Raw genomic sequence first — 24,242 nt, forward strand, 5'->3', positions numbered from 1 at the left:
AGCGTCAGCCCGGAATTTCTGCTTAGCGCGCAGCATTACCGCTATGCCATCACGCTAAAACCGGCCGGTGTGGCTTAGCCAGTAGCATTACGGGTACTTCCGGTCGGCTGCCTTTGCCGACCGGTTTTACTTCCTGCTTGCCGGGCCGTTTTTTTCAGGCCTGGCAAAACTCACACCGCCGCGGCGATTTTCCTGCGTCGCCAGACCAGCATCAGTTGAAAAGTGTTAATCAGCACCACGATAGCGGTAGCGGCAAACACCCAGCGAAAACCGCCAATGGCGGAAACGCCCGAGCCGATTAGCGGCCCGACCACGTTGCCCAGATACATAAATGACTGGTTATAGCCAAATATTCTGCCGGTAATTCTGTCGCTGGAGTAGCGCAACAGCAGCGTCTGTACCGCTGGCATCATCGCGCCTTCGGCAAAGCCAAGCAGAAAGCGCAGCGCCCCGAGCTGTAGCGCGCTGGTCGTCCAGGACATGGCGATAAACAGCACTATGGTCAGCATCAGTGCGGCAAATAAAATACGCTGCGCGCCGATACGATCGCCCAATTTGCCCAGCCGCGGCGCAGAAAAGAGCGCGGAAACGCCGGGTATGGCCGCGACCACGCCGCTGATAAAAGCAATGTTCTCTACGTTGGGTTCAAGTTGCCGCACAAACAGCGTCAGGATGGGGCTGATGGAACCGTTGCAAAGCTGGATCACCAGCGTAGTGATAAACAGGCTGATAATTAAACCCGGATTGCTTAGCGAGCGAAAAACCATGGCGCCGCTGAGCTTCTCTTCTTTGCTAACCTTGCGGTGTCCGGTTTCCTTGATTAAAAACAGGGTAATCAGAAAGCTGGTCAGCAACAGGCAGGCGGTTATCAGGAAAACGGCGCGCAGCCCTACCCAGTCCGCCAGAAAACCGCCCAGCAGCGGCCCCATAATCACGCCGCAGATCTGCGCGGTGGAAACCATGCTCAGCGCCCAGCCGCTACGCTCGCGCGGCACCTGGGAAGCCACCAGCGCCATCGCGTTAGGGATATAGCCAGAGGTCAGCCCCATCAGCGCACGCAGCAACAGTAGCTGCCAGACATGGGTGACGAAAGCCTGTAAAAAAATCACCAGTCCCATACCCAGCGAAGCGCGCAGCAGCATTAGCTTGCGCCCTTTACGATCGGCAAGGCTGCCCCACATTGGCGACACTATGGCAGAAACCATAAAGGTGATACTGAAGATTAGCCCTGACCACAGCGTTAACGCGCTGGGATCGGTGACGCCCAGTTGCTCGACGTAAAGCGGCAGAAAAGGAATAATCTGGCTGATAGCGAGCCCGGTAAACAGGCAGCCGAACCAGACCGAAATAAGGTTAACCTTCCAGGATTCCATCTTATTTTTTTGCTCTGCAGGAGAATGCGAGCGAAGAGTGTAACAAGGGCCGGGCGCCAAACGCAAAAAACCCGCCACGGGGGCGGGTTTCTGGTCTCCCGCACGCGGCGGGATCTCTTTCGAATTACAGTGCGGTTACGTTAGCAGCCGCTGGGCCTTTCTGGCCGTTTTCGATAGAGAATTCAACTTTCTGACCTTCTTCCAGCGTTTTGAAACCCTGGTTCTGGATAGCAGAGAAGTGAACGAACACGTCTTTGCTGCCGTCGGTTGGAGAGATAAAGCCGAAACCTTTCTCAGCGTTGAACCATTTTACTAAACCAGTCATTTTGTTAGACATTTGTCTTTCCTTCAATAAGTATGAAGCCGCTAAGGGCACGAGGTTTGTCAACAGGATGGACTTATGAGGCACTCAAGAAGGAAGTCAGAGAAGAGATATCTGAGATAACGCTTTAACTGAAAACTGCTTTACTAAAATTGCTCGCATACGTTGTCTGTTTCAAAACCGACGGTGCATTTACTCATAACCAGCGTCCCGGCACAAGCCCCGCAGGCTAAAAAAAGGTAATTTAATGTCAGCACGCTGATTTATATCAAAATAATTTTTAATTTTCCCTGCGCCTGACGGAGAAATCATCCTGACGGCGTCGCCCTTTTCCCGTCGTCGTAAAAAAATATTTCGGTGGCGGCTGGACATTCCGCCGCGCCCATCCAGACTATTAAAAATCTCCGCCTGATTATTTTTCAGGCTAAGTGGTGATTTACCCTTGGGTAAATCAGGTCTGTTAATCCTTTTCCGATCTCATCGCGCGGCCGCCGGGCTGGCGATGGCGCTTTGCCGGAGGTTTACCATGGTCCATCATACATCGAGCGCGGGCAGCGAAATCACCGCCTATTTTAACAGTCCGGCTTTTAATGCACCGAAAGAGAGCGAGCTGCTGGCCGCCATTATGACGGAACTGATGCGCTACGGCAGACCGGCCACCAATAAAGCCCTTATCGCCAGCGTGATTAAACGGCTTGAAGGTGAACCGGATGAAGCCCGACTCCAGGGCTACCGCAATTTGTTGAAGCTACTGCTCGAAGAAAGCGAGCCCTGAGCCTGGCTTATGCGCCACTGAAAAAAATCCCGCACGAGGCGGGAAATAAGACGAGCAGGCATTGTAGTGGCGAGATCAATATATCACCCTCTTTAGTGCGCTAAATTACAGCGTTGCTATTGCAGAAGTGTGACAGCAAAGCCGCATCACTCAGGCGGCGCAGGGAATATGTTCCGGCAGCGGCAGGATCCGCTGTGCTAACCAGGTAAAGGGATATGGCTCTATCTTTGACGCCGCGCCCGGCGTTTTACCGCTTTGACATCTTTACAGCCAGGGTGGCGCGCGCCGATGGCTAACTTCAGAAAAAACCTTCGCGCCTTTTTTCTGCTGCTGCTGCTGGCGGCGCTGGCGTCCTGGCTTATGGATCTGCTGCACGCGCCTAAAGCGCCGCCAGGCTTTGCCCAACAGCCTTTCCATACCATCGACGGCCGAACGCTGACCATTGCCGCGCTGAGCGCCAAAAAACCGTTATTGATTTATTTCTGGAGCAGGGACTGCGGCGTCTGCCGCTATACCACGCGCAATATCCTCAGCCAGGCGGCTAACGGCGAAAACGTCCTGGTCATTACCCAGCGTTCCGGCGACGATATCCAGGTGGTACGCCTGCTACAGGGCAGGCACCTGACTATTCCCGTTATTAATGACCCCACGGGCGCTATTGCGCAACAGTGGCGGATTGGCGTTTTGCCGACGATGCTGGTGGTAATTAAAGGCAGGGTGATCCTCTACACAACCGGCTGGACAAGCGACTGGGGAACCCGGCTGCGAACCAGCTGGGTAGCTAAATGGTATTAGTTAACAGGCCGACCAGCGTCGGCCTTTTTTTTAGCCGCAGTAGACGCGGGTAATAACGTTCTGGCGATCGCCCATAAAATTCAGGCGGTTGAGATTGAAATCCATCGTTACCGCCGAATTATAGGGCACGGCGCGGGCAGGATGTTGAAAACGAACGCCGTCGATAGCCGAGAGCGGCTTACCCACATACTGCTGATAGTCGGAGGCGCCGCAGCGATCCATCTCAGGGTCTACTGGCGCCGCGGCGTTATGCTTCGCTGACTGGCAGCCCGCCAGCGTCAACAGAGCGGCTAACACCGCCAGCTTGCGACTAAGAATCATATTTTTCTCCTCGCTGTTCACTGTTTTTATCTTGCGGCAAGGGTAGCAGATATCGCCCAAAGAAGAAGAAAACAGCATCGGCCTCCGCCCAAAAACGGCACGGATTGCTTTTATCGCCAGGGTAAAAAACGGCTATAATTTAGGAATTATCTCAACAAAGGAGAACCTCATGGAACTTGTCATCTTTGTGCTGTTCGCCGCTGCGTTGACGCTGGTTGCGGTGAAAGTTCGTTAACTTTCTCAGGGGCAAAAGTTAGTCCTTTGCCCCGCTCTCTTTATTCTTGTCTGTTTTGCAGCCAGGCCAGCAGTTCCTCAAGCCCGAGGTCAGTCGGTGCTCTGGCAGCAATCTGCCCTTGCTTCAACCACAACAAAGCCGGTAGACCGCGCACGCCCAGCTTTGCCGCCAGCGCCGGATAGCGATCGGCATCCAGATAACGCTTTTCTCGTGCTGTCAGCCGTTCTCTGGCTTGAGTACTTTCCAGCAGTCGCCACAGCCGCCGACAGTGAACGCAGCGCTCCGCGCCTACAAACAACAATATCGGCCTTACCTCTTCCAGCTCTTGTTCCGTAGCGATCGGCCTGAACCCGCTTTCAGCTACCTGAAAGAGTTTAGGGCTGCGCCGCAGCGTCTCCTCGCTGGCGGCAATGCATAACGCGTCGGCGCTTTTATGATAAGGCTGAACGCCATCCACCCGAATTACGCTTTGTGCGGCAGCGGCCGGCGCGGCTCCGGGCTGGCGCAGCCTGCGTACATCTACAGCCGTAATAGCTGTTTCCTGCGGTTTATCCAGTTGCGGTATCCACTCATAAGGCACACGGTAGGCCCGATAGATGCGGTTATTATTCAGCGACTTTCCCCAAAACGGCGAAATATATTCCCAGACGATTTCGTGCCCGGCGGTGACTTCAAAAATACGCCCATTCGAACCTTCGTTGATCAGAGTATTGCCGTTTGGCAGGCGCTGAATATTGCTGATATAGGGGCTGTAAAAACGATAAGCATCGGTCGGCTGCGGCAGGTTCGCCTCATAGGGCGAATAGCGCCAGACGATATCCAGCGTTTGCGGGTTGATCTCCAGCACGCGGGAATAGTCGCGCCAGGCATTTTTCACGCCGTCCGCCGAAGCCGGATTTGGCGCGCCATAGCCTGCCCATCCGCCATTATCGAATAGCAGAATATTCCCCGCGCCTGGCAGCCCCTGCGGGATCATATGCGCGTGATGCTGGCCGATAATCCAGCCCAGGTGGCGCAGCTCCGGCTGGCTGTAGTCCGGGCCAAGCCGCCAGACTATCTGGCCGCTCTGCTTGTCGATAATAGCGATGATGTTGGCCTCGCGCGCATCCCAGATAATGTTATCGGGATGGAAACGGACATCGCCGCCGTCATACCAGTGATTCGGGCCCAGCGCCGACATTGAATTAATATGCATCCAGTCACCCATCCCGCCGCCGCTGGCGCGCATATTGGGATTGTTGCGCAGCGCCGCGCGCGCCGCCTGGTCAAAACCAAGCTCTTCGAAATGATCGCTGCAGCGCCATTGCCAGAGGATATCGCCCTGCCAGTTAACTTCGATAATCGTATCGTCGAGCAGCGGCTGGTCGGAAATAGCCTTATTGACCAGATTGGTATGGGCCAGGATAAGCGTGTTGCCGCCTGCGACCTGCGGTTCCAGCCCTGGCGCATAATAGCCTACCGGATTGCCGGCACGCTGATAGTCGTGATGCGCACGGGCCATCCAGCGCGGCGGCTGTCCCGGATCCTCAATATATTCATTGCGCTCAAAGCGCCAGCTGACATTGCCTTCCCAGTCAACCTGAATCAGGTCAAGCATATCCTGCATGCCATAACGCGGATCGCGTTCGCCGCTGTGCCCGAGAATGGCGCCACCCGGCAGCATTTTATTAGGAAAACCGTGCAGCTCCGGCCATTCGCGCACGATGTTGCCATTCATGTCGATCAACACGGCACCGCGTTCAGCCGCCTGAAAAAGGGTATAGCCGCTCCAGGCTTGTGCTGGCTGGTAAAGCGTACTGCCGGTCGGGTAAACAGAAGGATGTCCCATTAGCTTGCTCCTTAATTGAAAACAATCAGATTACGAATATCACGGCAGGCATCGGCAAAATCAGTAGCGTCGCGCTGGCGCGGCTGCGGCAGCGATAGCCTGACGATATCGCGTATTTTTCCGGGATGCGGCGACATCACCACCACCCGATCGGCCAGCGTCACCGCCTCTTCCACATCATGAGTCACTATCAACGTGGTTATTCCTGAGCTGCGATGGATACGCAGCAGCTCCTGTTGCAGGTTCTGTCGCGTCAGGGCATCGAGGGCGCTGAAAGGCTCATCCAGCATCAGAATTTGCGGCCCGCTTATCAGGCCGCGTGCAATCGCTGCGCGCTGTGCCATCCCGCCGGAGAGCTGTGCAGGCATCGTATCGGCAAACTCCGCCAGCTGAACGCGCGTCAGCATCTGTTGCGCACGCAGGCGTTTTTCCTGGCGGCTGAGTTTTTCATTCGCCAGCCCCAGCAAAACGTTGTCGATAACGCTGAGCCATGGAAACAGCCTGGGCTCCTGAAAAACCAGCCCGCGATCGGCGCCCACGCCGACAACGGGTTCGCCGTTGATACGAATTTCACCTGTGGTGGCCTTTTCCAGACCAGCCAGCATCCGCAACAGCGTGGATTTACCGCAGCCGCTGCTCCCTACCAGCGCTACCAACTCGCCGCGCGCGATATGCAGGGTAAAATCTTGTAGCGCCGTAACCTGCCGCCACGTTTTACGTACCTGGTGAAAAGAGACTAAAGCGGAAGAAGTCATAGCTGCTCCTGTTGTCGCCAGCGAGTGGCGCGGCTTTCCAGCGCTCGCCCGGCTTTTTCCAACGCCGCGCCGGTCAGGCCGATCAGGCCCATGCCGCAGAAAAGGGTCGGCATATCCAGCAGTTGCTGGGCGTTAATCATCAGGCTGCCGATACCGCTGCCCGAAGACATAAAGTATTCCGCGCCGATAGCGCCGGGCCAGGCGAACATTAGCGCCAGCCGCAGGCCAGCGAAAATGCCTGACGCCGCGCCCGGCAAAATGAGTTTGCGCAATCGGGTCAATCCCGAAATCCGCAGCATAGCGGCGACCTCGTCTAACTGCGGATTGCGCTGGCCAACAGCCTGCAGCGTGGAGAAAAAAATCGGGAAGAATGCCGCCAGAGCGATAAAAACGATTTTGCCGCCATCATCATTGCCGACCCACGCGGTCAGCAGCGGCAGCCAGGCGAAAAGTGCGATATGGCGTAGAGCGTTAAGTGTGGGAACAGCTACCTGACCGGCACGCGGACGCAGCGCCAGCCAAAGTCCGCAGGCCAGCCCGATGCCGATACCCAACAGCGCTCCCACGAAGGCGCGGCTAAAGCTGGCAAGCATGGCGGTCGGCAATTCGCCGCTGACCGTGCCCTGAATAAGGCGTTGCGCCACCGCCAGCGGCGAAGAAAACAGCATGATGTTCACCCAGCCCTGCTGACTGCCCAGTTGCCAGAGCACCAGCAAAATCGCCGGTAGCAGCCAGGCGCGCCAGCCGCTCTGCGGGCTGTAGCTGAGTCGCTCCGCCGCTGGCTGCGGCCAGTTGATCCAACGAGCGTAGAGGCGGGCGATGCCCCACTCCATCAGCAAACCGCTCAGCCCTACCACCGCGATAGCCACAAACACGATATCCAGCTGAAATAGCTGACGTCCCCACACCATCAGGTAGCCGATCCCGGAAGAAGAGGCGAGCAGTTCCACCACCACCAGCGAAACCCAGGCCTGGGAAAAGGCCAGACGCAGGCCGGTAAACCAGCCTGGTAAACTGGCGGGTATGACCAGCCAGCGCAGGCGCTGCCAGCGGGAGAGGTTCATTGTCCGCGCCGCCTCACTAAGCGTCAGAGGCACGCTCGCCACCGCCTGACGGGTATTAAGCGCGACCGGTACTATCGCTGTTTTTACGATAACCGCCAGCTTCAGGCCGTTATCGATGCCGAACAGCACCATAAACAGCGGTATCCAGCCCAGCGTAGGGATTTGCGCCAGCGCGTAAAACAGCGGTTCCGTTAGCCGCGCCGCTGTGGACGACAGGGCGAACAAGGCGCCCAGCAGCGTGCCCGCCACAACGCCAGCCAGCAGCCCCAGCGACAGCTGCGCCAGGCTGCCTGCCCACTGCGCCAGCAAATCGTTATGCAACAGCGTCAGCGCCGTTTCCATTACCACGGCTGGCGCAGGCAGTATTTGCGGTGCGACCCAGGCGTTTACCGCCGCAAACTGCCACAGTAGCAGCAGCAACGTCGGCAGCAGCAGCGGCCAGCCGTTGCTGCGAAAGCGGGGGCGGTAAGCCATTTTGTCCGGCAAAATTAGCGACATTTAGCTTGCTCCATCAGGAAAGATGCCGCTATCAAACGCTGCCCGCCGCGTCAGCGCCATTGCGTTTCCTGAATACTTTCCATGCAGCAAATGCATGTCGGCACGGGCCGCGCACGGGCGCTGACTTAGCTTTTTTTCGCTTTTCTTTTGCTGATAAAAGCATTTAACAGCGTCCGTGGCGGCTGTTTAGGGTGAAGCCAAAACAAGGAGGCTAACCCCATGATTAAAATATTTATTATCCGTGTCGTTCTGGCGCTCTTTGCCATGGTCAGCCTGGCTCAGGCGGAAAGCCTGCACGCCATCCGCATCGGCGTACCGGATCAAAGCGCCGGCAGCCAGCCTTTTATCGCTGGCCCGATCGGCATGGCTTATATGCGGCACCAGCTGGAGGCGGCGTTTAAACCGCAGCAGGTCACTATTGAGTGGCAGTTTTTTAAAAGCGCAGGCCCGGCGGTTAACGAAGCGCTGGCTAACCGCCAGCTGGATTTTGTCTGGTTAGGGGATTTAGCGGCGATTATAGGTAAAGCCAGCGGGCTATCGACGCGGCTGCTGCTGGGTAGCCGCGGATCGGAATCTTATCTGGCGGTGAGAAAAAGCGCCGGGATTAAAGGGCTGGCCGATCTACGCGGCAAACGGGTTGCGGTTTATCGCGGCACAGCCGATCAGCTGGCGTTCGATCGGGCGCTACAGAGCGCGGGCCTGAATGAGCGCAGCATGCAGGTAATTAACCTGGACTGGAACGCTGGTAAAGCCGCGCTGGCGGCGGGCCGCATTGATGCAGTTTGGGGCGGCGTCGCTTTGCTGGCGCTGCGCGGCGATAATATCGACATAGTGGCAAAAAGCAGCGACAGCGGCCGCCGGAATACAACCCAGGCGGCCCTGCTGGGCAGCGAGGCCTTTATTAACGCCTGGCCGGAAGCCACCCAGCAGCTTGTCGACATCCTGGTAAAAAACGCGGCGGAAATCAGCGAAGCCGCCAGCCGCGAGACCTGGAGCGCCGAAATGGCGCGGCAAAGCCAAATCCCGCAGGCGCTGTTTTTACAGGAACTTCGACCGCAGAATCTGAACTTTATGACCTCGCCTCGCGCTGACGCCTTTCTGCAGGAAAGCCTGCGGGGCAGCGTAGAACAGGCTGAAGCCAGCCGCCTGATCCGTCGCGCTTTTAACGTGGAAGAATGGATAGAGAAACGCTTTGTAGAGCAAGCGCTGGAAAAACTGCATTTGCAGAACCGCTGGCCGCTTTATAACGTTGAGGGAATGGCAGAAACCGGCGCGGCGGACTAAGTGTCTGCCTGCCGATCGCCGTGCAGAATGCTGGCGATCAGTTTTTCCACCAGCGGCGGCCGCAGCGCGTGCGCCGGTTCGATCACGGCGAAACGGGTCTGCATCAGCGGCCACTCTTCCGGCAGATCGCTCAGCTCCAGCCTGACCAGCGAGTGCGCCTGGCGGTAAAGCGCAAAGGCCTCCTCGCTGGCGAAGCTTATCGCCTGCGTTGGCGCCAGCGTCGCCAGCAGCGTATAAAGATGATCGCACTGAATAGCTGGCGTAAAATCCGGCTGCTGGCTGAGCTTTGCCAGCACCTTGCGTACGCCCGGCGGCAGACAGGGTGAGGCAAAGGGATAGCGCAGCATGTCATGGATGGAAACCGCCCCCTGCTGTGCCAGCGGATGATCGGCATGGCAGATAAAGAAACAGCGCTGCGGCGTCAGCGGCTGCACCCGCAGCTGCGGATCCAGCTCCGCCTGCCAGCTATCGGCAACGATAAAGGGATAGTGTCCGCTGGCCAGCGCCTGGTATAAAGCCTGCCAGTTATCGATTTGAAAGCGCACTCGCGCCAGCGGCGCCGCCCGGTGAAATTCGCCCAGCGCCGCTGGAATAAGCCGCACGGCAGGCGCAGGCCCGCAGCCGAAAACCACCTCGCCGCTTTGCTCTTCGTCCGCCTCACGCAGCTGGCTGCTTAGCTCGACGTTAAGCTCCTGAAAACGGCGGGCGTAGGGCAGCAGCTTTTGCCCGTGCGGCGTTAACCGCAGCAGCCTGCTCTGACGCTCAAACAGCGGCTGGCCGACATGCTGCTCCAGCGCCTGAATGCTGCGGCTGAAAGCGGACTGTGAGAGACAGACCGCCTCCGCCGCGCGCTGGAAGCTACCGTGATCTACCAGCGCCACAAAATTGCGCAGCTGACGAAAATCCAGATGCATTTCCCTGCCTCCCTGCAATTCCGATAGCCTGATGGATGGCCGCCCTTAAAGCTTTTGTGCCGGCTGCGCCAGCAGCAGATTAAACCGCGCCAGCGGCATTGGCCTGCCCAGATAGTAGCCCTGGCCTTCCTGGCAGGCAATAGCCTGTAGCTCCTGCAGCTGCTCCTGAGTCTCAATTCCCTCCGCCGTGACCGTCAGCGAGAAGGCTTTGCCCAATCCGATAATGCCCTCAACGATGGACATCGCCTGCGCTGAGTGCGGGAAATCGCTCATATAGGATCTGTCCATCTTCATGCCATCGAAGGGGAAGGTTTTCAGATAGCCCAGCGATGCATGGCCTGCACCAAAGTCATCTACCGTCAGCTTGACGCCCAGCGCCTTCAGCGACTGCATCGTTTCCAGCGCGCTTTGCGGATTCTCAAGAGTAATGTTTTCCGTGATCTCCAGTTCAAGGCGGCTTGCTTCCAGCCCGCTAACTGCCAGCGCGTTAGCTACCCGCAGCGCAAGGTTGCCGCTGCGGAATTCTGCCGGTGAGATATTAACCGACACGTACATCGGTTCCGGCCAGCCCAGCGCGTCGTGGCAGGCGCGGTGCAGCACCCAATCGCTTATCTCGATAATCAGCCCGGTCTCTTCCGCCAGCGGAATAAATTTGTCCGGCATAATCAGGCCGCTGAGCGGATGCTCCCAGCGGATCAGCGCCTCTGCGCCGTCCAGCCGTGATTCTTGCAGGCAGTAGCGCGGCTGGTAGAAAAGCCTTAGCTCGTTTCCGGCGATAGCCTTGCGCAGATTGCGTTCCATCTCCCGGCGCTGCACCAGCTGCTCGGCCATTTCGGCACTATACCATGTCCAGCGGTTACGCCCTTCCCGCTTGGATTTGTAGAGCGCGATATCCGCCAGCCGCAGCAGTTCTTCTGCCTGCATCGCATCGTCTGGTGCCAGCGCCAGCCCCATGCTCGCGCCGATAAAGACTTCCTGTAGTCCCAGTTGAAAAGGCCTGCATACTTCGTCCAGCAGCGCCTGGCAGCAGGCGTCGATCTCCTGCTCGCCGTTAAGATCGGAAACGATAATGATAAATTCGTCGCCGCCCTGCCGTGACACCAGATCTCCTGCCTTCAACACGCTGCGCAACCGGTGCGAAACCTCGTTCAGCACGCTATCACCTGCGGCGTGGCCCCAGGTATCGTTGATCGGCTTGAAGTGATCGAGATCGAGGCTGATCAACACCAGCGGCCGCTCCGCCGTAGGCTGTGCCTGAAGCCTGCTCAGCAAAAATTCGCTCATATAGAGGCGGTTCGGCAGACCGGTGAGCGCATCATGCTGCGAAAGATAATGAATGCGTGCCTGCGATTCTATTTCCTGAGTAATATCGGAAACCGTGCCGCGATAGCCGACAATCTGTCCGCCCACGTCAACGGCGTTAGCCACCAGGCTACAGATACGCTTTTCGCCGCAGGCCGAGACGGAATAGCAGCGTAGCGTCTGCCGGTGGCCTTCCTGAGGTTGCCTTCTAAGCCAGTCGGAAACTGACTGCGTTTCGTGCTGTAGGATTTTATCGATAGGCTTATCCAACAGCTGTTCTGTTGCAAATCCCGTCGCAGCGGCGAAACGGTGGGAAAGATAGATCAGGACGCCAGCCGCATTAGTTTCCCATATCCAGTCCGAGGCGGTTTCGGCCACGTCGCGAAAGCGCGCCTCGCTGGCGGCCAGTTCGCGCTGGCTATGCACCAGCTGTAAAAAACGCTGGTCGCACAGGGCAGCGTTATGCATGGCGTGATTGATCACGCGCCGTGCCGCCAGCGCCAGTACCCCTGCAGCAGCCAGCAGCATGGGCAACAGCAGTAGCAGCAGCGTTTTTCCGGGCTGCTGCGAATCCCAGCGGATGATCACCGGCGTGCCGTCCGCTACCGCTTCCTGCAGGAATGGCGTAACGAAAGCATCCTGGGCGCTGTCGGGGATACGTGCATCCTGCACGCCAACGGTATGGCCGAACATCGCCAGCTTTTCTGGCGTAAAGCGACTAACGAAAACCAGCACCGACGGCGGCCCGGGTCGCGTGGCCAGACCCGGAACCCTGCCTGTAGTGATCGGCGCGGCGGCGACAATAGCGGGCGTTGAGCCGATAGTGGTATTGATCGAAGCTGCGGCTTCATCTTTAGCCAGCAGCCGCGCCCGGGCGACCAGCGGCGCAGCCTGAACGCCCAGCCAGCTCTCCAGCGGCAGGCTATCCAGCTTGCCGTTGATCACCGTATAGGTAGTTCGGCCTTCGCCGTCCACCACGAACACGCCTTCGTAATGAAATTCGCTGAACAAGCCCGGGCCCATATTTTGCTGATCGAAGGCCCAGACGGTATCCATTTTCAGGTGTAAATGGTTCCAGGCTTCGCCCCAGAAGGCGTAGTCGCGAATGTTGGTCATTAAATCCTGGCGCGCATCTTTCCAGGCATTGTGCAGTAAAAAGCTCTCCTGCCTGACGGCCTCTTCGTTTTGCCGCCAGGCAATGCCGACCACCATAACGATAGCGAGCAGCATCACGCCGCTCAGCAGCACCGTCAGGGACATTAAAATCCGGCGGGTGAAAAAAGTGGTTTTCTGACCATAGGGCGCCTGGGCGCTAAGCAAGGATGGCAAATTCATCTACTTCAAACCTTTGTCCAGCAGGCTGACAAACGCTTCCTGTTCGCGAACCGCTGACTGGCATCTGAAAATCGCAGGTCCATTTTCCCTCCAGACGCGATCGTTAATGCACTATCGGCCTGGCAGCTGAACAATTTAGGTGCAGCGCAGAGTAATTCTGTCGTCTCGACACGCTTACGGCCAGTTGCTACCATCCGCTGACGTTCCCTCCAAAATTTCGCTGATGAATCAACAAACGGATAAAGCGACTGACGCCCTGCTTTGTACGGGTTTTTGTCTGATCTGGTACGCCATTACACTAATAGTTGGCATGCTGCCGCTGCATGCGGTTCTGACGGAAAGCGGCCTGTTAATGCCGGTTCTTTGCCTGCTGGAGTTTGGCGTGCTGGTGCCGCTTTATCGCTGGTACAGCCGCCACTATGCCACTATTCCCATGGGCGAGCTGCGCGTTCGGGGGCTGATAATATTTAGCCTGCTGCTGCTTGCGCTAATTTTTACTCAGTCTTTTTGGCTGCTGCAGGAAAGCTGGACGGCCACGCAGCTCGACGGCGGCGCACAGCCCGCGCCCTGGCGCACCCTCGCTTTTTCACTGGCGGTGATTGTGCTGGCGCCTGTGGTAGAGGAGATAGTTTTCCGCGGCTTTTTGCTTCAGGCGCTGATAACGGCGCTACCAGAACAGCGTTTCGCCTGCGCGCTGTTAACCTCGCTGATCTTCGCCGGGCTGCATACCCAGTACGTTCACCTGCAAACGCTGATTGCGCTGACGGCGCTTTCTCTTTTGCTCTGTCTGGCCCGCTTTTACTCTGGCGGCCTTAAGTTGCCAATAGCGCTACATATGCTGAATAACTTTATTGGTGTTGCGCCCTGGTTATGGGTGACCTTTTTCCATTGAAAAATTGTTCAGCTTTTATAACCATTTTGCTTCGCTTATAACTAATTCGCATATCGATAGCGGATAATCTACTATTTATCCGGTATGCAGGTAATCTACACTCGCCACCAAATTAAAACAGGGTAAGGAAACGTCATGAAACTTCTGCTTCCAGCCATCGCCGTCGCGCTGGCAAGTTCTTTTGCAGCTCAGGCTGCCACGCCGCCGGATACGCTGGTGATCGCGCAGTCTATCGACGATGCCAACAGTTTTGACCCCGCCCAGGGCTTTGAGCTGACCTCGGTACAGGCGTTTACCAACCTCTATCAGCGTCTGGTACAGCCGGATCCGCAAAATCCCACCGATTTGCAGCCAACGCTGGCAAGCTCCTGGCAGCCAGGCAGCGATAACCGCAGCCTGACCTTTGCCCTGCGCGATGGCGCTAAATTCTCTTCCGGCAACGCGGTTCGCCCGGAAGATGTGATTTTTTCATTAGGGCGCGTGGTTAAGCTTAACCTGGATCCCTCTTTTATTCTGACGCAGCTGGGCTGGACCAAAGAGAACGTTGACGCGCACCTGAAAAAAGTCGACGACCAGCATGTACAGATTAGCTGGACGGCAGATGTCAGCCCGACCTACGTGCTGAGCCTGCTGGCCGCGCCGGTTTCTTCCATCGTTGATGAAAAGACCGTGATGGCTAACGCGCAGAAAAACGATTTCGGCAACAGCTGGCTGGTCGCCCACTCTGCGGGCAGCGGCCCCTACCAGATCCGTAAATATATTCCGCATGAGGTGCTGCTGCTTTCCGCCAACGCCTCTTCGCCAGCGGGTGCGCCTAAGCTGAAAAACGTGCTGATTAAAAACGTGCCTGAACCGGCCGCGCGTCGCCTGCTGCTTGAACAGGGCGATGCGGATATCGCGCGCAACCTGGGTGCCGATCAGATGGCGGCGCTGAAAGGCAAAGCAGACGTGAAGCCGATGGCGATTCCAATGGCGTCGCTTTACTACATGCAGTTCAATATCGACGCCAGCCCGGCGCTGAAAAACCCGGCGTTCTGGGAAGCTTCGCGCTATCTGTTCGACTACAAAGGCATCGCCGACGATTTGCTGAAAGGCCAGTTCCAGGTGCATCAGTCGTTCCTGCCGCAGGGCTTCCTGGGCGCGCTGAACGATAATCCCTACACCTTTGACCCTGAAAAAGCCAAAGCAATTCTGGCGAAGGCGGGCCTGAAAAACGTCAGCTTCAAGCTAAGCGTCAGCAACCAGCCGCCTTATCTGGATATCGCCCAGGCGTTGCAGGCGAGCTTCGCCCGCGGCGGCGTTAAGGTTGAGCTGATCCCTGGCATCAGTACCGAAGTCGCAACATCGGTAAAAGCGCACCAGTATCAGGCAACGCTGAATGCGTGGGGCGCGGACTATTTCGATCCTAATACCAATGCTTCTGCTTTCGCCTATAACCCGGAGAACGGCAGCACCACGCTGGCATGGCGCTCTAACTGGCATATCCCTGAACTGAACAAGCAGACGCTGGCGGCCACGGCAGAAAGCGATAAAGCTAAGCGCATCAAGCTGTACGAAAACCTACAGCGCGAAGTGCAGAAAAATTCGCCATACGTTATCGGCCTGCAGGCGCGTAACCTGATTGCGCTGCGCGCTAACCTGCAAGGCTACGTGCAGGGCATCAACCCGGATATGGTTTATTACAACCAGGTCAGTAAGTAATGGCGCGTTTTACCGCTGAAGCCGGGTTCGCCCGGCTGTTTTGGCTGCGCAGCGGCCGTCTGGCTACCGGACTGATCTCGCTGCTGGTGACGCTGCTTGGCCTGCTCGCCTTTACCTTTATGCTTTCACACCTTTCGCCAGTGGATCCCGTTCTGCAAATTGCAGGCGATCACGCCAGCGAATCGACCTACGCTCAGGTAAGACGTGATTTGGGCCTGGATCAGCCGCTGCTGATGCAATTTTGGCACTACGTGGCGCACCTCGCGCAAGGCGATCTGGGTATCTCGCGCCTGACCAATTCTTCTGTAGCCAGCGATCTCCAGCGCACTTTCCCGGCCACTATCGAGCTGGCGACCTGCGCAATGCTTTTCGGTGCCTTTTTCGGCATTCTGCTGGCGCTGGTCGCCGCCTGGAAACCAGGCAGCCTGGTGGATAATCTTGCGCGCCTGATTTCTCTGCTCGGCTATTCGGTGCCGGTATTTTGGCTGGGCCTGCTGGGGCTGCTGCTGTTTTACGCCGTGCTGCACTGGTCAGCGGGGCCGGGCCGCCTGGATGATATCTGGGTCTATACGCTGGAGCCGAAAACCGGCCTGGTATTGGTCGATAGCTGGCTTTCCGGCGACCGCGAAATGTTCCGCAATGCTATCGCGCACCTGTGGCTGCCGGTAGTGGTGCTGGGCCTGCTGGCGATGGCGGGCATTACCCGCCTGCTGCGTGCCGCGCTGCTGGAAGAGAGCAGTAAGGAATATGTGACGCTCGCTCGCGCCAAAGGCGCCAGCCGTGGTCGTATCCTGCTGCTGCACGTTTTTCCTAACGTACGCGGTACGCTGATTACCGTGCTGGCACTCTCTTATGCCACGCTGCTGGAGGGCTCAGTACTGACCGAAACCGTGTTCGCCTGGCCCGGCGTCGGCCGCTATATGACCACGGCGCTGTTCGCCTCCGATACGCCAGCCATCCTCGGCTCGACGCTGCTGATCGGCGGCTGCTTTATTCTGCTGAACGCGCTGGCGGATGCGTTAACTTATCTCACCGATCCGAGAACCCGATGACGCAAAATCTTACCGATATTGAAATCGCCGCGCCGCGCCGACGTCGCCGTCCGCGCGTCACTTCGCTGGCTATTGGCGGTACGCTGGTGGCTATTTTGCTGCTGGCTGCGCTATTCGCGCCGCTGCTGGCGCCTTTCGATCCCAACGCGCAGATTATCTCGGCGCGCCTGCTGCCGCCTTCCGCCGCGCACTGGCTGGGCACCGACGGCTTTGGCCGCGATCTGCTGTCGCGCGTGATCTATGGCTCGCGCCCTACTCTGCTGCTGGTGTCACTGATCCTGCTGCTGACTATTCCCGTAGGTATGCTGGTCGGCATCTCCGCCGGTTATCTGGGTGGCTGGACGGAACGCGTTTTGATGCGCATTACCGACATCTTCCTTTCGCTGCCAAACCTGGTGATTGCGCTGGCGCTGGTAGCGATGCTTGGCCCTGGCTTGCTGAACGGCGCGCTGGCGCTGGCTTTAACCAGCTGGCCGCCCTTTGCCCGCCAGGCGCGTGCCGAAACCCTGGCGCTGCGCCGCAGCGACTATCTGGCCGCGGCCAGGATGCAGGGCATCAACGGCCTGCGCCTGATGTTCGGCCATATTCTGCCGCTTTGCCTGCCAAGCGCCGTGGTACGCGCCGCGTTGAGCCTTGGCGGTATCATCCTTTCGGCGGCCGGTCTCGGCTTTCTTGGCATGGGCGTGCAGCCGCCGACGGCGGAATGGGGCTCTATGGTCGCCGAAGGCAGCAAGGTCATTTTTGACCAGTGGTGGGTAGCCGCCGCGCCGGGCGGCGCGATCCTTTTTGCCAGCCTGGCCTTTAACCTGACGGGCGATGGCCTGCGTGACCGACTGGATACCCGAAATGCCAACTGATTCTACGCCGCTGGTCGTGGCGGAAAACCTGACCATCAGCAGCGCGGCGGGCGCGCCGCTGGTTAAAAACATCAGCTTTACCCTGGGCCGCGAGCGCGTGGCGCTGGTGGGCGAGTCCGGCTCCGGCAAATCGCTGACCGCGCGCAGCCTGATGGGCCTGCTTTCGCCTTCCCTGCATTTACAGGCTTCAAGCCTCAGCGTGGCGGGCGAAAACGCGCTGGCGCTGAGCGAACGCCGCTGGAGCCAGCTACGCGGCAGCAAGCTGGCAATGGTGATGCAGGATCCGAAGTACGCCCTGAATCCGATGCGCACTATCGGCTGGCAGGTGGCGGAACCGCTCAAACTGCATGGCCGTTTTAGCCGCGCGGAGATCAAAGAGAAGGTTTGCGAAATGCTGGATGCAGTTGGCCTGCCGCAGCCAGCGCAGCTGATGCAGCGCTACCCTCACCAGCTTTCCGGCGGCATGGGCCAGCGCGTCATGCTGGCTATCGCGCTGATTGCCGACCCGCAGTTTTTAATTGCCGATGAACCGACCTCCGCGCTGGATCACGCCATGCGCGATCAGGTGCTGGCGCTAATCCGCCGTCTGGTAGAGGAGCGCAATATGGGCCTGCTGCTGATCAGCCACGATTTGCAGCAGGTTTCCGAACACTGCGAGCGCGTGATGGTGATGTATCAGGGCAATATTCTGGATACGCTGCCCGCCGCTAATTTGCCGCAGGCCACGCATCCTTATACCCGTACGCTATGGTCGTGCAGACCGAGTAAAGCGACGCAGGGCAAACCGCTGCCGACGCTGGATCGCGCCGCGCTGGAGGCTTACCGTGAACATGATTGATCTGCAAAACCTTAGCGTCGCACATCGTCAGGGCTACGAGCAGCGTACCGTGGTGCACAATGTGTCGCTTCAGGTGGCGGCTGGCGAGTGCTTTGGCCTGGTCGGCCCTTCCGGCTGCGGCAAATCGTCGCTGCTGTGGGTGATGGCGGGTCTGAATCCCAACTGGCAGGGCGAAATGAAGCTGGCCGGGCATCAGGCTGCGCCGGGCAAACCTTTTACCGGTCAGCTGCGTCGCGATGTGCAGATGGTATTCCAGGATCCCTACGCCTCGCTACACCCTCGCCACAGGCTGCGCCGCACGCTGTCGGAGCCGTTGAAGCTGCTTAAAGTGCGTGATATCAACGATCGCATCGATCAGGGTTTCCGTCATGTCGGTCTGGATCCGGCGCTGGCCGATCGCTATCCCCATCAGCTTTCCGGCGGCCAGCGTCAGCGCGTCGCGATAGTACGGGCGCTGCTGCTGGAGCCGAAAATTCTGCTGCTGGATGAGCCGACCTCCGCGCTGGATATGTCGGTTCAGGCTGAAATCCTTAATCTGCTTAACAACCTCAAGCAGCAGGATAAGCTGACCATGGTACTGGTGAGTCATGACCCGGACGTGATCGATCATATGTGCGATCGCGCAGTAAGAATGGAGCGTGGTCACATCCTGTAAACCGGCAATGGCTGAACCCGGTGTTCAGCCATAAGCGCTTGATCTGGCTAAGCTCTTAAACTGCTAACCCTTGCCGGAATTCGCATTTCCTCGCGCTATTTTTCCTCCTATAGTCCTGATAACTCTCTACTCAGGATAAGCCAATGCGCAAGATTGCCTCTGTTGTTTTCGCCAGCCTGTTCGCCGCGCAGGCTTATGCGGCTACGCCAGCCGATACGCTGATCGTGGCTATTCCTCTGGATGGCATTATCAGTTTCGATCCGGCGGAAAGTTTTGAAGCCGTCAGCAGCAGCAGTTTGATCAACCTTTATCAGAAACTGGTGGATGCCGATATCAACGAGCCCACGAAGCTTGCGCCGCAGCTGGCTGCATCCTGGCAGCCCGGTGAAGGCGAGCATAGCCTGGTGTTTACGCTGAAGCCGGGCGCGACCTTCGCCAGCGGCAATCCGGTCACCGCTGACGATGTGATTTGGTCACTAAGCCGCGTGGTCAAACTCAACAAAACGCCTTCGTTTATCCTGGCCGAATTCGGCTGGACGCCTGAAAACATCGACCAGCAGTTGATCCGGCGCGGCGACGGCCAGGTCGAGATCCGCTGGCCTGCCGCTATCGGCCGCGATCTGGCGCTGCGCTTGCTGACCGCGCCGGTGGCCTCGGTCGTCGATCGTAAGCTCGCCGAACAGCACGCCGCTAATAACGATTACGGCAACGGCTGGCTGCGTACCCATTCTGCGGGCGGCGGCGCTTACAGCATCCGCAATTTCGTGCCGCAGCAGGCGCTGGTGCTGGAAGAAAATAGCCATGCCGTGCCGGAGCCAAAGTTAAAACGGGTGATCCTGAAAGGCGTGGCCGATGCGGGATCGCGCCGCCTGCTGCTGCAACAGGGTGACGCCGATGTTGCCTACGATTTAGGCGCAGATCAGTTTGCGGCGCTGAAAAATCAGCCGGACGTTAAAGTCGCCAGCTTCCCATCCAGCCTGGTTTACTATCTCGGCTTCAATACCCAGGACAAACAGCAGCCTGCTTTAGGCAACCCTGCGCTGTGGCAGGCAGCGCGCTGGCTGGTGGATTATCAGGCTATCTCACAGCAGCTGTTGAAAGGCCAGTATCAGGTGCATCAAAGCTTCTTGCCGCAGGGTTTCGACGGCGCACTGGAGAACCAGCCCTTTCATTACGATTTAGCTAAGGCGAAAGCGATTTTGCAGCAGGGCGGCATCAGGCCCGGCACCCGCTTTGCGCTGACCATAGTCAACCAGCCGCCCTATACTGAGATAGCGCAGGCGCTACAGGCCAGCTTTGCCAAAGCGGATATTCAAATTGCCATTCAGCCGGTGGCGGAAGCCGAACTTTGGGGGAAAATGCGCGGACGGGATTTCCAGTCGATCTTTATTTACTGGGGCGCGGACTATATCGATCCTAACACCAACGCCAGCGCCTTTGCTTATAACGTGCCCGGCGGTCCGAAAACCCTGGCCTGGCGGCTGGGCTGGACGATTCCACAGCTAAGTCAGGAGACGCGGGACGCCGCTGCGCAAAGCGATGCGCGGAAACGCAACGCGCTTTATCAGCAGCTACAAACACAAATTCAGCAGGACTCACCCTACGTGATTACGCTTCAGGGACAGAAGCTGGTAGGTTTACGCAGTAATGTTCAGGGCGCGCAGCAGAGCATCGGTGTGAGCATGCTTTATTACGATCGGGTAAGTAAGCTTTAGGCGTGAAGCGGGCGATCGACCGCCCGCTGCAGATCAGGAAATAGCGGAGTCGGAAGAGTGTTTATGCTTATCGGACTCAAAATGCGCTTTGAACTGCTCGTAAATAGAGATCATATTCGATGCGTCACCCTGCATCGGGCTGAGCTTGCCGGCGCGAACCAGTTCAATAACCAGCTGGAGCGCGGCCTGCTTAGGGCTGCTTGAAGGATGAGCGATTTCAGATGACATAGCGGCTTCCGTGAAAAAGGGATAAAGCACAATTTTAACAACTTTCACGACCTGCGGCAGAAAATTTTCCCTGCTCGTAAGAGGCCCGCTGCTGCCGCAAGTTTTTTACCAATCCGCCCCGCTGGCAACGCATAAAATCGGCTGCGCTTTCCCTGAGCGCATCTGCATAACTATGCATTAACAGCGAATTGTACAGGTTTCAAATAAAACTTGTACAAGGCGTTAAAAAAGTCTACATTTCAGTCCGTAACGTATTATGCATTTGCATAGCCTCAGGAAGTGCAGTAGGGTTTCCCACTTCCCGAGGCAATTTTTTCCCCGCTAAGCCAAATTTATTTTTTTCCTGCACAATCCCATCCTCTTCTGGCCCTGAAACGCCTTTGATTTTTGCCAAATTTTTCCCGCTAATCTATAAACCCACTGATTCACAACGCCTTTCCTGAAGAAAATCAATACAGATCACAGCCAGCTATATTGAGAGTTTTCTAACAGATTGTTCCAGGCTTCTTCCGATATTATGCGCCAGAGCTTGCGGGCCGCCGTGCCGGAGCGCTAACGTCATTGTTTATAGCTGGCAGTGCCCCGCAAAAGCAGAGCCGACTCTCCCTATTAACTTTTGGCAGTTTATTATGAATGGATTGAGCAATCTTATTACCCTGGTCGCGCCAGCGCTTTTTGCTGTGCTGCTACCGATCGCCGCCCAGGCTGAAAAAGTGACGCTGGGTCTTTCTCAGGAGCAGGACGGCGGCGCCGCAGGACGAGCCTGCATGTATATTCACCAGGGCCAGGCCGAGTACCGCGTGGTAAAACCCAACGAACTTTGTCCTGCTACGTTAACTATAGAGGCGGCCTCGCACCGCACCTGAGCGCTTTTTTCCTGTCCGGAGATACGTCTGCGCGACGGAGTATGTTACCTTTAGCCGAATGGCTATAATCTGACTGCTCGCGTCCGATTGCGCTTCCTGACAAGGAGTTAAGTGTTGAAAAAAATGAATATCAAGCTGCTGACGCTGGTGGCGACCTGGCTGGTTATTTTGCTGCATACGGCGGCGATCCCCTTCAGCTATTTTCATCAGGCCTGGTCGGTTTCCGTGATGTACGAAGCGCTCGGACGTATCGCTTTTCCGCTTTTTTTACTTATCGCCGGCTATGTTTCCTTAAATAAAAATGAATCTCTGCTCAGCACGCTGAAAACGCGCGTGCTGGATTTGGTGATCCCGCTGATCTTCTGGTCGATCGTTTATATTATTTATAATAAAACGATCAACGCGGATACCACGCCGGTTAGCGTACTGGAGCTGTTGAGCACGCCCGCCTACCCGCATCTGTGGTTTATTTATACGATGATCCTGCTTTATCTGGTGACGCCGCTGCTGAATACTTTTATTCAGAACGGCAGCCAGCAGCGCGTTAATTACACGGTGACAGTCTGGTTCGTGCTGGCTTCAGTGTATATGCTGTTTGATAACGTTAAGGCAAACCTGCTGGAAGGTCATGCCGTCCCTACACCCAGCAACATAGATATGGTGGTGTATCTTTCCGGGTTTTATATTATCGGCGGCGTAGCCCGACGTTTTGATATTAATCCCAAGGTAGTAATTTCAGGCATCATCTTTATTTTGTCTGCCGTTCTGACAGCGGTAATGACCTATTCGCTCTCAATCAGCACCTTTGCGCCCAACCAAATTTTCCTGTTCTATTCAGCGCCAACTATAGTGGTGGTATCGCTGGCCTGCTTCTTTATGCTGCTGAACGCGCCTGTAAATTACAGCAGGCGGGCCAGATGTTTGATTCAAAGCCTTTCGCGTCTGAGCCTGGGGATCTTTTTTGTCCATCTGATGATCCTGGAGACGCTGCTGAAGCTGCTGCATATTGAGTTTGAAGGCTACTTATCCATGCTGACTATCCCGGCCGTTGCGCTGCTCTGTTTTGTGCTCTCGGCCGGCGTAACCTGGCTACTCAGGCTGTTACCCTGGGTGCGCCGCATTACCTGAGGATTTAAAAACGGCCGCTGCCGTGAGCGGCCGTTCTTCCGACAAACTATCGGGAAGCCAGGGACATTTAGTAGCTTGCCGCAGCAAACTTATCCGGCTGGTTGATTGCTCTGCGGGCAATCCAGTAAAGCAGGATCCTCTCTTCATCACCATCCTGATCCGCCATCGCCAGTAATTTCAACGCCAGCGTAGCCTTATTGACAGGCTGCCCGGTTACGCTCAGGTCAACCACCGCTTTACCAATAATGGTACAAACTTCCTCATCGCTCGAAGTCAGTAGATCGTGATCTATGGTCATTCTCTCCTCCTGTTGCGGGTAAACTTTAAGTCTGGCAGAGAGCGTAGAGATTGCCATCTCAGAGTTTTTTAATCTGATTAATCTTATCCCGCCGCTATTTTCCTCTTTTCGTAATAAAATCATCATGCAACAGACTTAATCGCCCAGGCTTATTCATACTTGTTAACCAGAAAAAATATCGAGACATACTTTTTGCTGATGAAATTTGTTTTATGGTGACCTTTTAGCCAACGGCAAAATTTTTTCGCGATCGTTTATTCCGAAAAAAGCGCAACAACTCTTTATTAACCTGGATCTGATTTATAGCCAATCCTGGTTTTTAATCAGGATGCAACCTAAAAATAAAGATTGAGATTAATCTTAGATTAAGCCTTATAGCCCCTTATTGTCTGCCATAGCGCTATACGGATGCCGTAGCTGATATTTTGTTTTTATCTTTTTACTCTGGTAATAGCTGGATCTATTTACGCCAATATTAAATAGAAAAACAGTAAAAAGAGCGTTTTGTCGCTATTTGCAACACAAGAGATTAAAACTATGCTTTCCGGCACCAACACCTGTTTAAAGCCAGAGGAAAACTATAATGAAAATAATCACCGCAACCGCGCTGTTTCTGATGTTAGCTGGCAGCAACAGCGCTTTTGCCGCACCTGCGGAAGCCGCTGGCGTCGCTGCCGGTAGTGAAGCAACTACTATTTCCAGCGGCAACTCTAATGCCGTGGGCGTTGGCGCCGTGGGCGCGCTGCTGGGCATCGCTCTGGCGACCATGGGCGGCGGCGGCGACGGCTCCAGCACCGGTACGACTACCACCACTACCACGTCAACTATGGCCCACTAATTCAGACGGCCTTTTCCTGCGGGCCATCCGCCTCTTCAGCATGCCTGAAACGCCGCTCCCTGCGAGCGGCGTCCGTCGACCGCCTCGCTTTTCACCTATACTTTGGGACTGATTTGGTTTTACAACGGAGGGAGCTATGTTAATCGGCTTCGTTTTACTGGTTAGCGCCTGCGGTCACGACGCCTGTGACGCTTTACCCGTGTCCGAGCATATTTTCCCGACGCGCGCGGCCTGCGAGCGCATGGCTGATCGTATTCATGAGCGTCGCCCCGCTGCCGTTTTACTGTGTGGTGAGGTCTGGCGCGATCACAATAGTGAAACCACTAAAGTGAATTAGTTAACTCAAATCGTTTTTTTTCTGAAATTCACTCAG

Annotated in this window: 25 protein-coding genes; 14 read left to right on the forward strand and 11 right to left on the reverse strand. The window is 56.5% G+C overall.

Features of this window, described 5'->3' with window-relative positions; translation table 11 throughout:
• Positions 1-170: 170 nt before the first annotated feature.
• Entirely contained in the window at positions 171-1,373 is a 1,203-nt protein-coding gene (locus ACETPC_RS12440; RefSeq protein WP_380181827.1) for a multidrug efflux MFS transporter, read from the reverse strand.
• 124 nt (positions 1,374-1,497) lie between these two features.
• A complete protein-coding gene (gene cspA, locus ACETPC_RS12445; protein ID WP_125288360.1) occupies positions 1,498-1,710 on the reverse strand; it encodes an RNA chaperone/antiterminator CspA in 213 nt (70 codons plus the stop codon).
• A gap of 511 nt (positions 1,711-2,221) precedes the next feature.
• Between cspA and ACETPC_RS12450 the strand changes: the two genes are divergently transcribed.
• Entirely contained in the window at positions 2,222-2,470 is a 249-nt protein-coding gene (locus ACETPC_RS12450; RefSeq protein ID WP_380181828.1) for a biofilm development regulator YmgB/AriR family protein, read from the forward strand.
• 288 nt (positions 2,471-2,758) lie between these two features.
• Positions 2,759-3,265 carry a redoxin family protein gene (locus tag ACETPC_RS12455; protein ID WP_380181829.1) on the forward strand — a complete coding sequence of 169 codons (507 nt, stop codon included), beginning with the start codon at positions 2,759-2,761 and terminating at the stop codon, positions 3,263-3,265.
• Between the two features lie 30 nt (positions 3,266-3,295).
• Here the strand turns inward: ACETPC_RS12455 and ACETPC_RS12460 are convergent, their stop codons facing one another.
• The 4 genes from ACETPC_RS12460 to ACETPC_RS12475 all read right to left on the reverse strand — a co-directional run bounded on the left by ACETPC_RS12460 (position 3,296) and on the right by ACETPC_RS12475 (position 7,966).
• On the reverse strand, positions 3,296-3,586 hold the full coding sequence (locus ACETPC_RS12460; RefSeq protein WP_380181830.1) for an I78 family peptidase inhibitor: 291 nt from the start codon (positions 3,584-3,586) through the stop codon (positions 3,296-3,298).
• Between the two features lie 275 nt (positions 3,587-3,861).
• The gene (locus ACETPC_RS12465) at positions 3,862-5,649 is read right to left on the reverse strand and encodes an aryl-sulfate sulfotransferase (protein WP_380181831.1); all 1,788 of its coding nucleotides are present in this window, start codon (positions 5,647-5,649) and stop codon (positions 3,862-3,864) included.
• Between the two features lie 11 nt (positions 5,650-5,660).
• Positions 5,661-6,404: an ABC transporter ATP-binding protein gene (locus ACETPC_RS12470; protein ID WP_380181832.1), complete on the reverse strand. Its 744-nt coding sequence runs from the start codon at positions 6,402-6,404 to the stop codon at positions 5,661-5,663.
• The gene (locus ACETPC_RS12475) at positions 6,401-7,966 is read right to left on the reverse strand and encodes an ABC transporter permease (RefSeq protein ID WP_380181833.1); all 1,566 of its coding nucleotides are present in this window, start codon (positions 7,964-7,966) and stop codon (positions 6,401-6,403) included. Before ACETPC_RS12475 ends, ACETPC_RS12470 begins: the two co-directional genes overlap by 4 nt.
• A 219-nt stretch (positions 7,967-8,185) precedes the next feature.
• Between ACETPC_RS12475 and ACETPC_RS12480 the strand changes: the two genes are divergently transcribed.
• A complete protein-coding gene (locus ACETPC_RS12480; RefSeq protein ID WP_380181834.1) occupies positions 8,186-9,250 on the forward strand; it encodes an ABC transporter substrate-binding protein in 1,065 nt (354 codons plus the stop codon).
• Here the strand turns inward: ACETPC_RS12480 and ACETPC_RS12485 are convergent.
• Both ACETPC_RS12485 and ACETPC_RS12490 read right to left on the reverse strand, forming a co-directional pair.
• On the reverse strand, positions 9,247-10,164 hold the full coding sequence (locus tag ACETPC_RS12485; protein ID WP_380181835.1) for a LysR family transcriptional regulator: 918 nt from the start codon (positions 10,162-10,164) through the stop codon (positions 9,247-9,249). The two genes, ACETPC_RS12480 and ACETPC_RS12485, sit on opposite strands and share 4 nt — an antisense overlap.
• A gap of 45 nt (positions 10,165-10,209) precedes the next feature.
• Positions 10,210-12,801 (reverse strand): EAL domain-containing protein, encoded by a 2,592-nt coding sequence (locus ACETPC_RS12490; protein WP_380181836.1) that lies wholly within the window; start codon positions 12,799-12,801, stop codon positions 10,210-10,212.
• A gap of 223 nt (positions 12,802-13,024) precedes the next feature.
• On the opposite strand from ACETPC_RS12490, the gene ACETPC_RS12495 reads away from it, so the two are divergent.
• The 7 genes from ACETPC_RS12495 (at position 13,025) to ACETPC_RS12525 (ending at position 20,511) form a co-directional block, all read left to right on the forward strand.
• The gene (locus ACETPC_RS12495) at positions 13,025-13,693 is read left to right on the forward strand and encodes a CPBP family intramembrane glutamic endopeptidase (RefSeq protein ID WP_380181837.1); all 669 of its coding nucleotides are present in this window, start codon (positions 13,025-13,027) and stop codon (positions 13,691-13,693) included.
• Between the two features lie 135 nt (positions 13,694-13,828).
• Entirely contained in the window at positions 13,829-15,394 is a 1,566-nt protein-coding gene (locus tag ACETPC_RS12500; RefSeq protein WP_380181838.1) for an ABC transporter substrate-binding protein, read from the forward strand.
• The gene (locus ACETPC_RS12505; RefSeq protein ID WP_380181839.1) at positions 15,394-16,446 is read left to right on the forward strand and encodes an ABC transporter permease; all 1,053 of its coding nucleotides are present in this window, start codon (positions 15,394-15,396) and stop codon (positions 16,444-16,446) included. Before ACETPC_RS12500 ends, ACETPC_RS12505 begins: the two co-directional genes overlap by 1 nt.
• Positions 16,443-17,303 (forward strand): ABC transporter permease, encoded by an 861-nt coding sequence (locus ACETPC_RS12510; RefSeq protein WP_380181840.1) that lies wholly within the window; start codon positions 16,443-16,445, stop codon positions 17,301-17,303. The genes ACETPC_RS12505 and ACETPC_RS12510 overlap by 4 nt, the downstream gene beginning before the upstream one ends.
• Entirely contained in the window at positions 17,263-18,141 is an 879-nt protein-coding gene (locus ACETPC_RS12515) for an ABC transporter ATP-binding protein (RefSeq protein ID WP_380181841.1), read from the forward strand. Before ACETPC_RS12510 ends, ACETPC_RS12515 begins: the two co-directional genes overlap by 41 nt.
• Entirely contained in the window at positions 18,134-18,796 is a 663-nt protein-coding gene (locus ACETPC_RS12520; protein WP_380182222.1) for an ABC transporter ATP-binding protein, read from the forward strand. The genes ACETPC_RS12515 and ACETPC_RS12520 overlap by 8 nt, the downstream gene beginning before the upstream one ends.
• Positions 18,797-18,939: 143 nt before the next feature.
• Positions 18,940-20,511, forward strand: coding sequence for an ABC transporter substrate-binding protein (locus tag ACETPC_RS12525; RefSeq protein WP_380181842.1), 1,572 nt, complete (start codon positions 18,940-18,942; stop codon positions 20,509-20,511).
• Between the two features lie 33 nt (positions 20,512-20,544).
• On the opposite strand, the gene ACETPC_RS12530 is transcribed toward ACETPC_RS12525, so the two are convergent.
• Both ACETPC_RS12530 and ACETPC_RS12535 read right to left on the reverse strand, forming a co-directional pair.
• Entirely contained in the window at positions 20,545-20,739 is a 195-nt protein-coding gene (locus tag ACETPC_RS12530) for a hypothetical protein (protein WP_380181843.1), read from the reverse strand.
• Positions 20,740-20,971: 232 nt separating this feature from the next.
• Positions 20,972-21,133: a hypothetical protein gene (locus ACETPC_RS12535; protein WP_380181844.1), complete on the reverse strand. Its 162-nt coding sequence runs from the start codon at positions 21,131-21,133 to the stop codon at positions 20,972-20,974.
• A 235-nt stretch (positions 21,134-21,368) separates the two neighbouring features.
• Here ACETPC_RS12535 and ACETPC_RS12540 point away from each other — a divergent pair, with 235 nt between their 5' ends.
• Both ACETPC_RS12540 and ACETPC_RS12545 read left to right on the forward strand, forming a co-directional pair.
• Positions 21,369-21,605, forward strand: coding sequence for a hypothetical protein (locus ACETPC_RS12540; RefSeq protein WP_380181845.1), 237 nt, complete (start codon positions 21,369-21,371; stop codon positions 21,603-21,605).
• Between the two features lie 111 nt (positions 21,606-21,716).
• Positions 21,717-22,733: an acyltransferase gene (locus ACETPC_RS12545; RefSeq protein ID WP_380181846.1), complete on the forward strand. Its 1,017-nt coding sequence runs from the start codon at positions 21,717-21,719 to the stop codon at positions 22,731-22,733.
• 67 nt (positions 22,734-22,800) lie between these two features.
• Here the strand turns inward: ACETPC_RS12545 and ACETPC_RS12550 are convergent, their stop codons facing one another.
• A complete protein-coding gene (locus ACETPC_RS12550) occupies positions 22,801-23,031 on the reverse strand; it encodes a hypothetical protein (RefSeq protein WP_380181847.1) in 231 nt (76 codons plus the stop codon).
• Between the two features lie 583 nt (positions 23,032-23,614).
• Between ACETPC_RS12550 and yjbE the strand changes: the two genes are divergently transcribed.
• Both yjbE and ACETPC_RS12560 read left to right on the forward strand, forming a co-directional pair.
• On the forward strand, positions 23,615-23,869 hold the full coding sequence (gene yjbE, locus ACETPC_RS12555; protein WP_380181848.1) for an exopolysaccharide production protein YjbE: 255 nt from the start codon (positions 23,615-23,617) through the stop codon (positions 23,867-23,869).
• A gap of 136 nt (positions 23,870-24,005) precedes the next feature.
• Positions 24,006-24,206, forward strand: a complete 201-nt coding sequence (locus ACETPC_RS12560) for a hypothetical protein (protein WP_380181849.1) — start codon at positions 24,006-24,008, stop codon at positions 24,204-24,206.
• Positions 24,207-24,242: the final 36 nt, after the last annotated feature.

Origin of the sequence: Pantoea sp. sgz302252 (assembly GCF_042610525.1) — a bacterium.
Lineage (GTDB): Bacteria > Pseudomonadota > Gammaproteobacteria > Enterobacterales > Enterobacteriaceae > Erwinia.

Excerpts from the sequence above, each read along its gene's own strand:
- ACETPC_RS12440 (WP_380181827.1), bottom strand. The coding sequence starts at position 1,373 with ATGGAATCCTGGAAGGTTAACCTTATTTCGGTCTGGTTCGGCTGCCTG.
- cspA (WP_125288360.1), bottom strand. The coding sequence starts at position 1,710 with ATGTCTAACAAAATGACTGGTTTAGTAAAATGGTTCAACGCTGAGAAA.
- ACETPC_RS12450 (WP_380181828.1), top strand. The coding sequence starts at position 2,222 with ATGGTCCATCATACATCGAGCGCGGGCAGCGAAATCACCGCCTATTTT.
- ACETPC_RS12455 (WP_380181829.1), top strand. The coding sequence starts at position 2,759 with ATGGCTAACTTCAGAAAAAACCTTCGCGCCTTTTTTCTGCTGCTGCTG.
- ACETPC_RS12460 (WP_380181830.1), bottom strand. The coding sequence starts at position 3,586 with ATGATTCTTAGTCGCAAGCTGGCGGTGTTAGCCGCTCTGTTGACGCTG.
- ACETPC_RS12465 (WP_380181831.1), bottom strand. The coding sequence starts at position 5,649 with ATGGGACATCCTTCTGTTTACCCGACCGGCAGTACGCTTTACCAGCCA.
- ACETPC_RS12470 (WP_380181832.1), bottom strand. The coding sequence starts at position 6,404 with ATGACTTCTTCCGCTTTAGTCTCTTTTCACCAGGTACGTAAAACGTGG.
- ACETPC_RS12475 (WP_380181833.1), bottom strand. The coding sequence starts at position 7,966 with ATGTCGCTAATTTTGCCGGACAAAATGGCTTACCGCCCCCGCTTTCGC.
- ACETPC_RS12480 (WP_380181834.1), top strand. The coding sequence starts at position 8,186 with ATGATTAAAATATTTATTATCCGTGTCGTTCTGGCGCTCTTTGCCATG.
- ACETPC_RS12485 (WP_380181835.1), bottom strand. The coding sequence starts at position 10,164 with ATGCATCTGGATTTTCGTCAGCTGCGCAATTTTGTGGCGCTGGTAGAT.
- ACETPC_RS12490 (WP_380181836.1), bottom strand. The coding sequence starts at position 12,801 with ATGAATTTGCCATCCTTGCTTAGCGCCCAGGCGCCCTATGGTCAGAAA.
- ACETPC_RS12495 (WP_380181837.1), top strand. The coding sequence starts at position 13,025 with ATGAATCAACAAACGGATAAAGCGACTGACGCCCTGCTTTGTACGGGT.
- ACETPC_RS12500 (WP_380181838.1), top strand. The coding sequence starts at position 13,829 with ATGAAACTTCTGCTTCCAGCCATCGCCGTCGCGCTGGCAAGTTCTTTT.
- ACETPC_RS12505 (WP_380181839.1), top strand. The coding sequence starts at position 15,394 with ATGGCGCGTTTTACCGCTGAAGCCGGGTTCGCCCGGCTGTTTTGGCTG.
- ACETPC_RS12510 (WP_380181840.1), top strand. The coding sequence starts at position 16,443 with ATGACGCAAAATCTTACCGATATTGAAATCGCCGCGCCGCGCCGACGT.
- ACETPC_RS12515 (WP_380181841.1), top strand. The coding sequence starts at position 17,263 with ATGGCCTGCGTGACCGACTGGATACCCGAAATGCCAACTGATTCTACG.
- ACETPC_RS12520 (WP_380182222.1), top strand. The coding sequence starts at position 18,134 with ATGATTGATCTGCAAAACCTTAGCGTCGCACATCGTCAGGGCTACGAG.
- ACETPC_RS12525 (WP_380181842.1), top strand. The coding sequence starts at position 18,940 with ATGCGCAAGATTGCCTCTGTTGTTTTCGCCAGCCTGTTCGCCGCGCAG.
- ACETPC_RS12530 (WP_380181843.1), bottom strand. The coding sequence starts at position 20,739 with ATGTCATCTGAAATCGCTCATCCTTCAAGCAGCCCTAAGCAGGCCGCG.
- ACETPC_RS12540 (WP_380181845.1), top strand. The coding sequence starts at position 21,369 with ATGAATGGATTGAGCAATCTTATTACCCTGGTCGCGCCAGCGCTTTTT.
- ACETPC_RS12550 (WP_380181847.1), bottom strand. The coding sequence starts at position 23,031 with ATGACCATAGATCACGATCTACTGACTTCGAGCGATGAGGAAGTTTGT.
- yjbE (WP_380181848.1), top strand. The coding sequence starts at position 23,615 with ATGAAAATAATCACCGCAACCGCGCTGTTTCTGATGTTAGCTGGCAGC.
- ACETPC_RS12560 (WP_380181849.1), top strand. The coding sequence starts at position 24,006 with ATGTTAATCGGCTTCGTTTTACTGGTTAGCGCCTGCGGTCACGACGCC.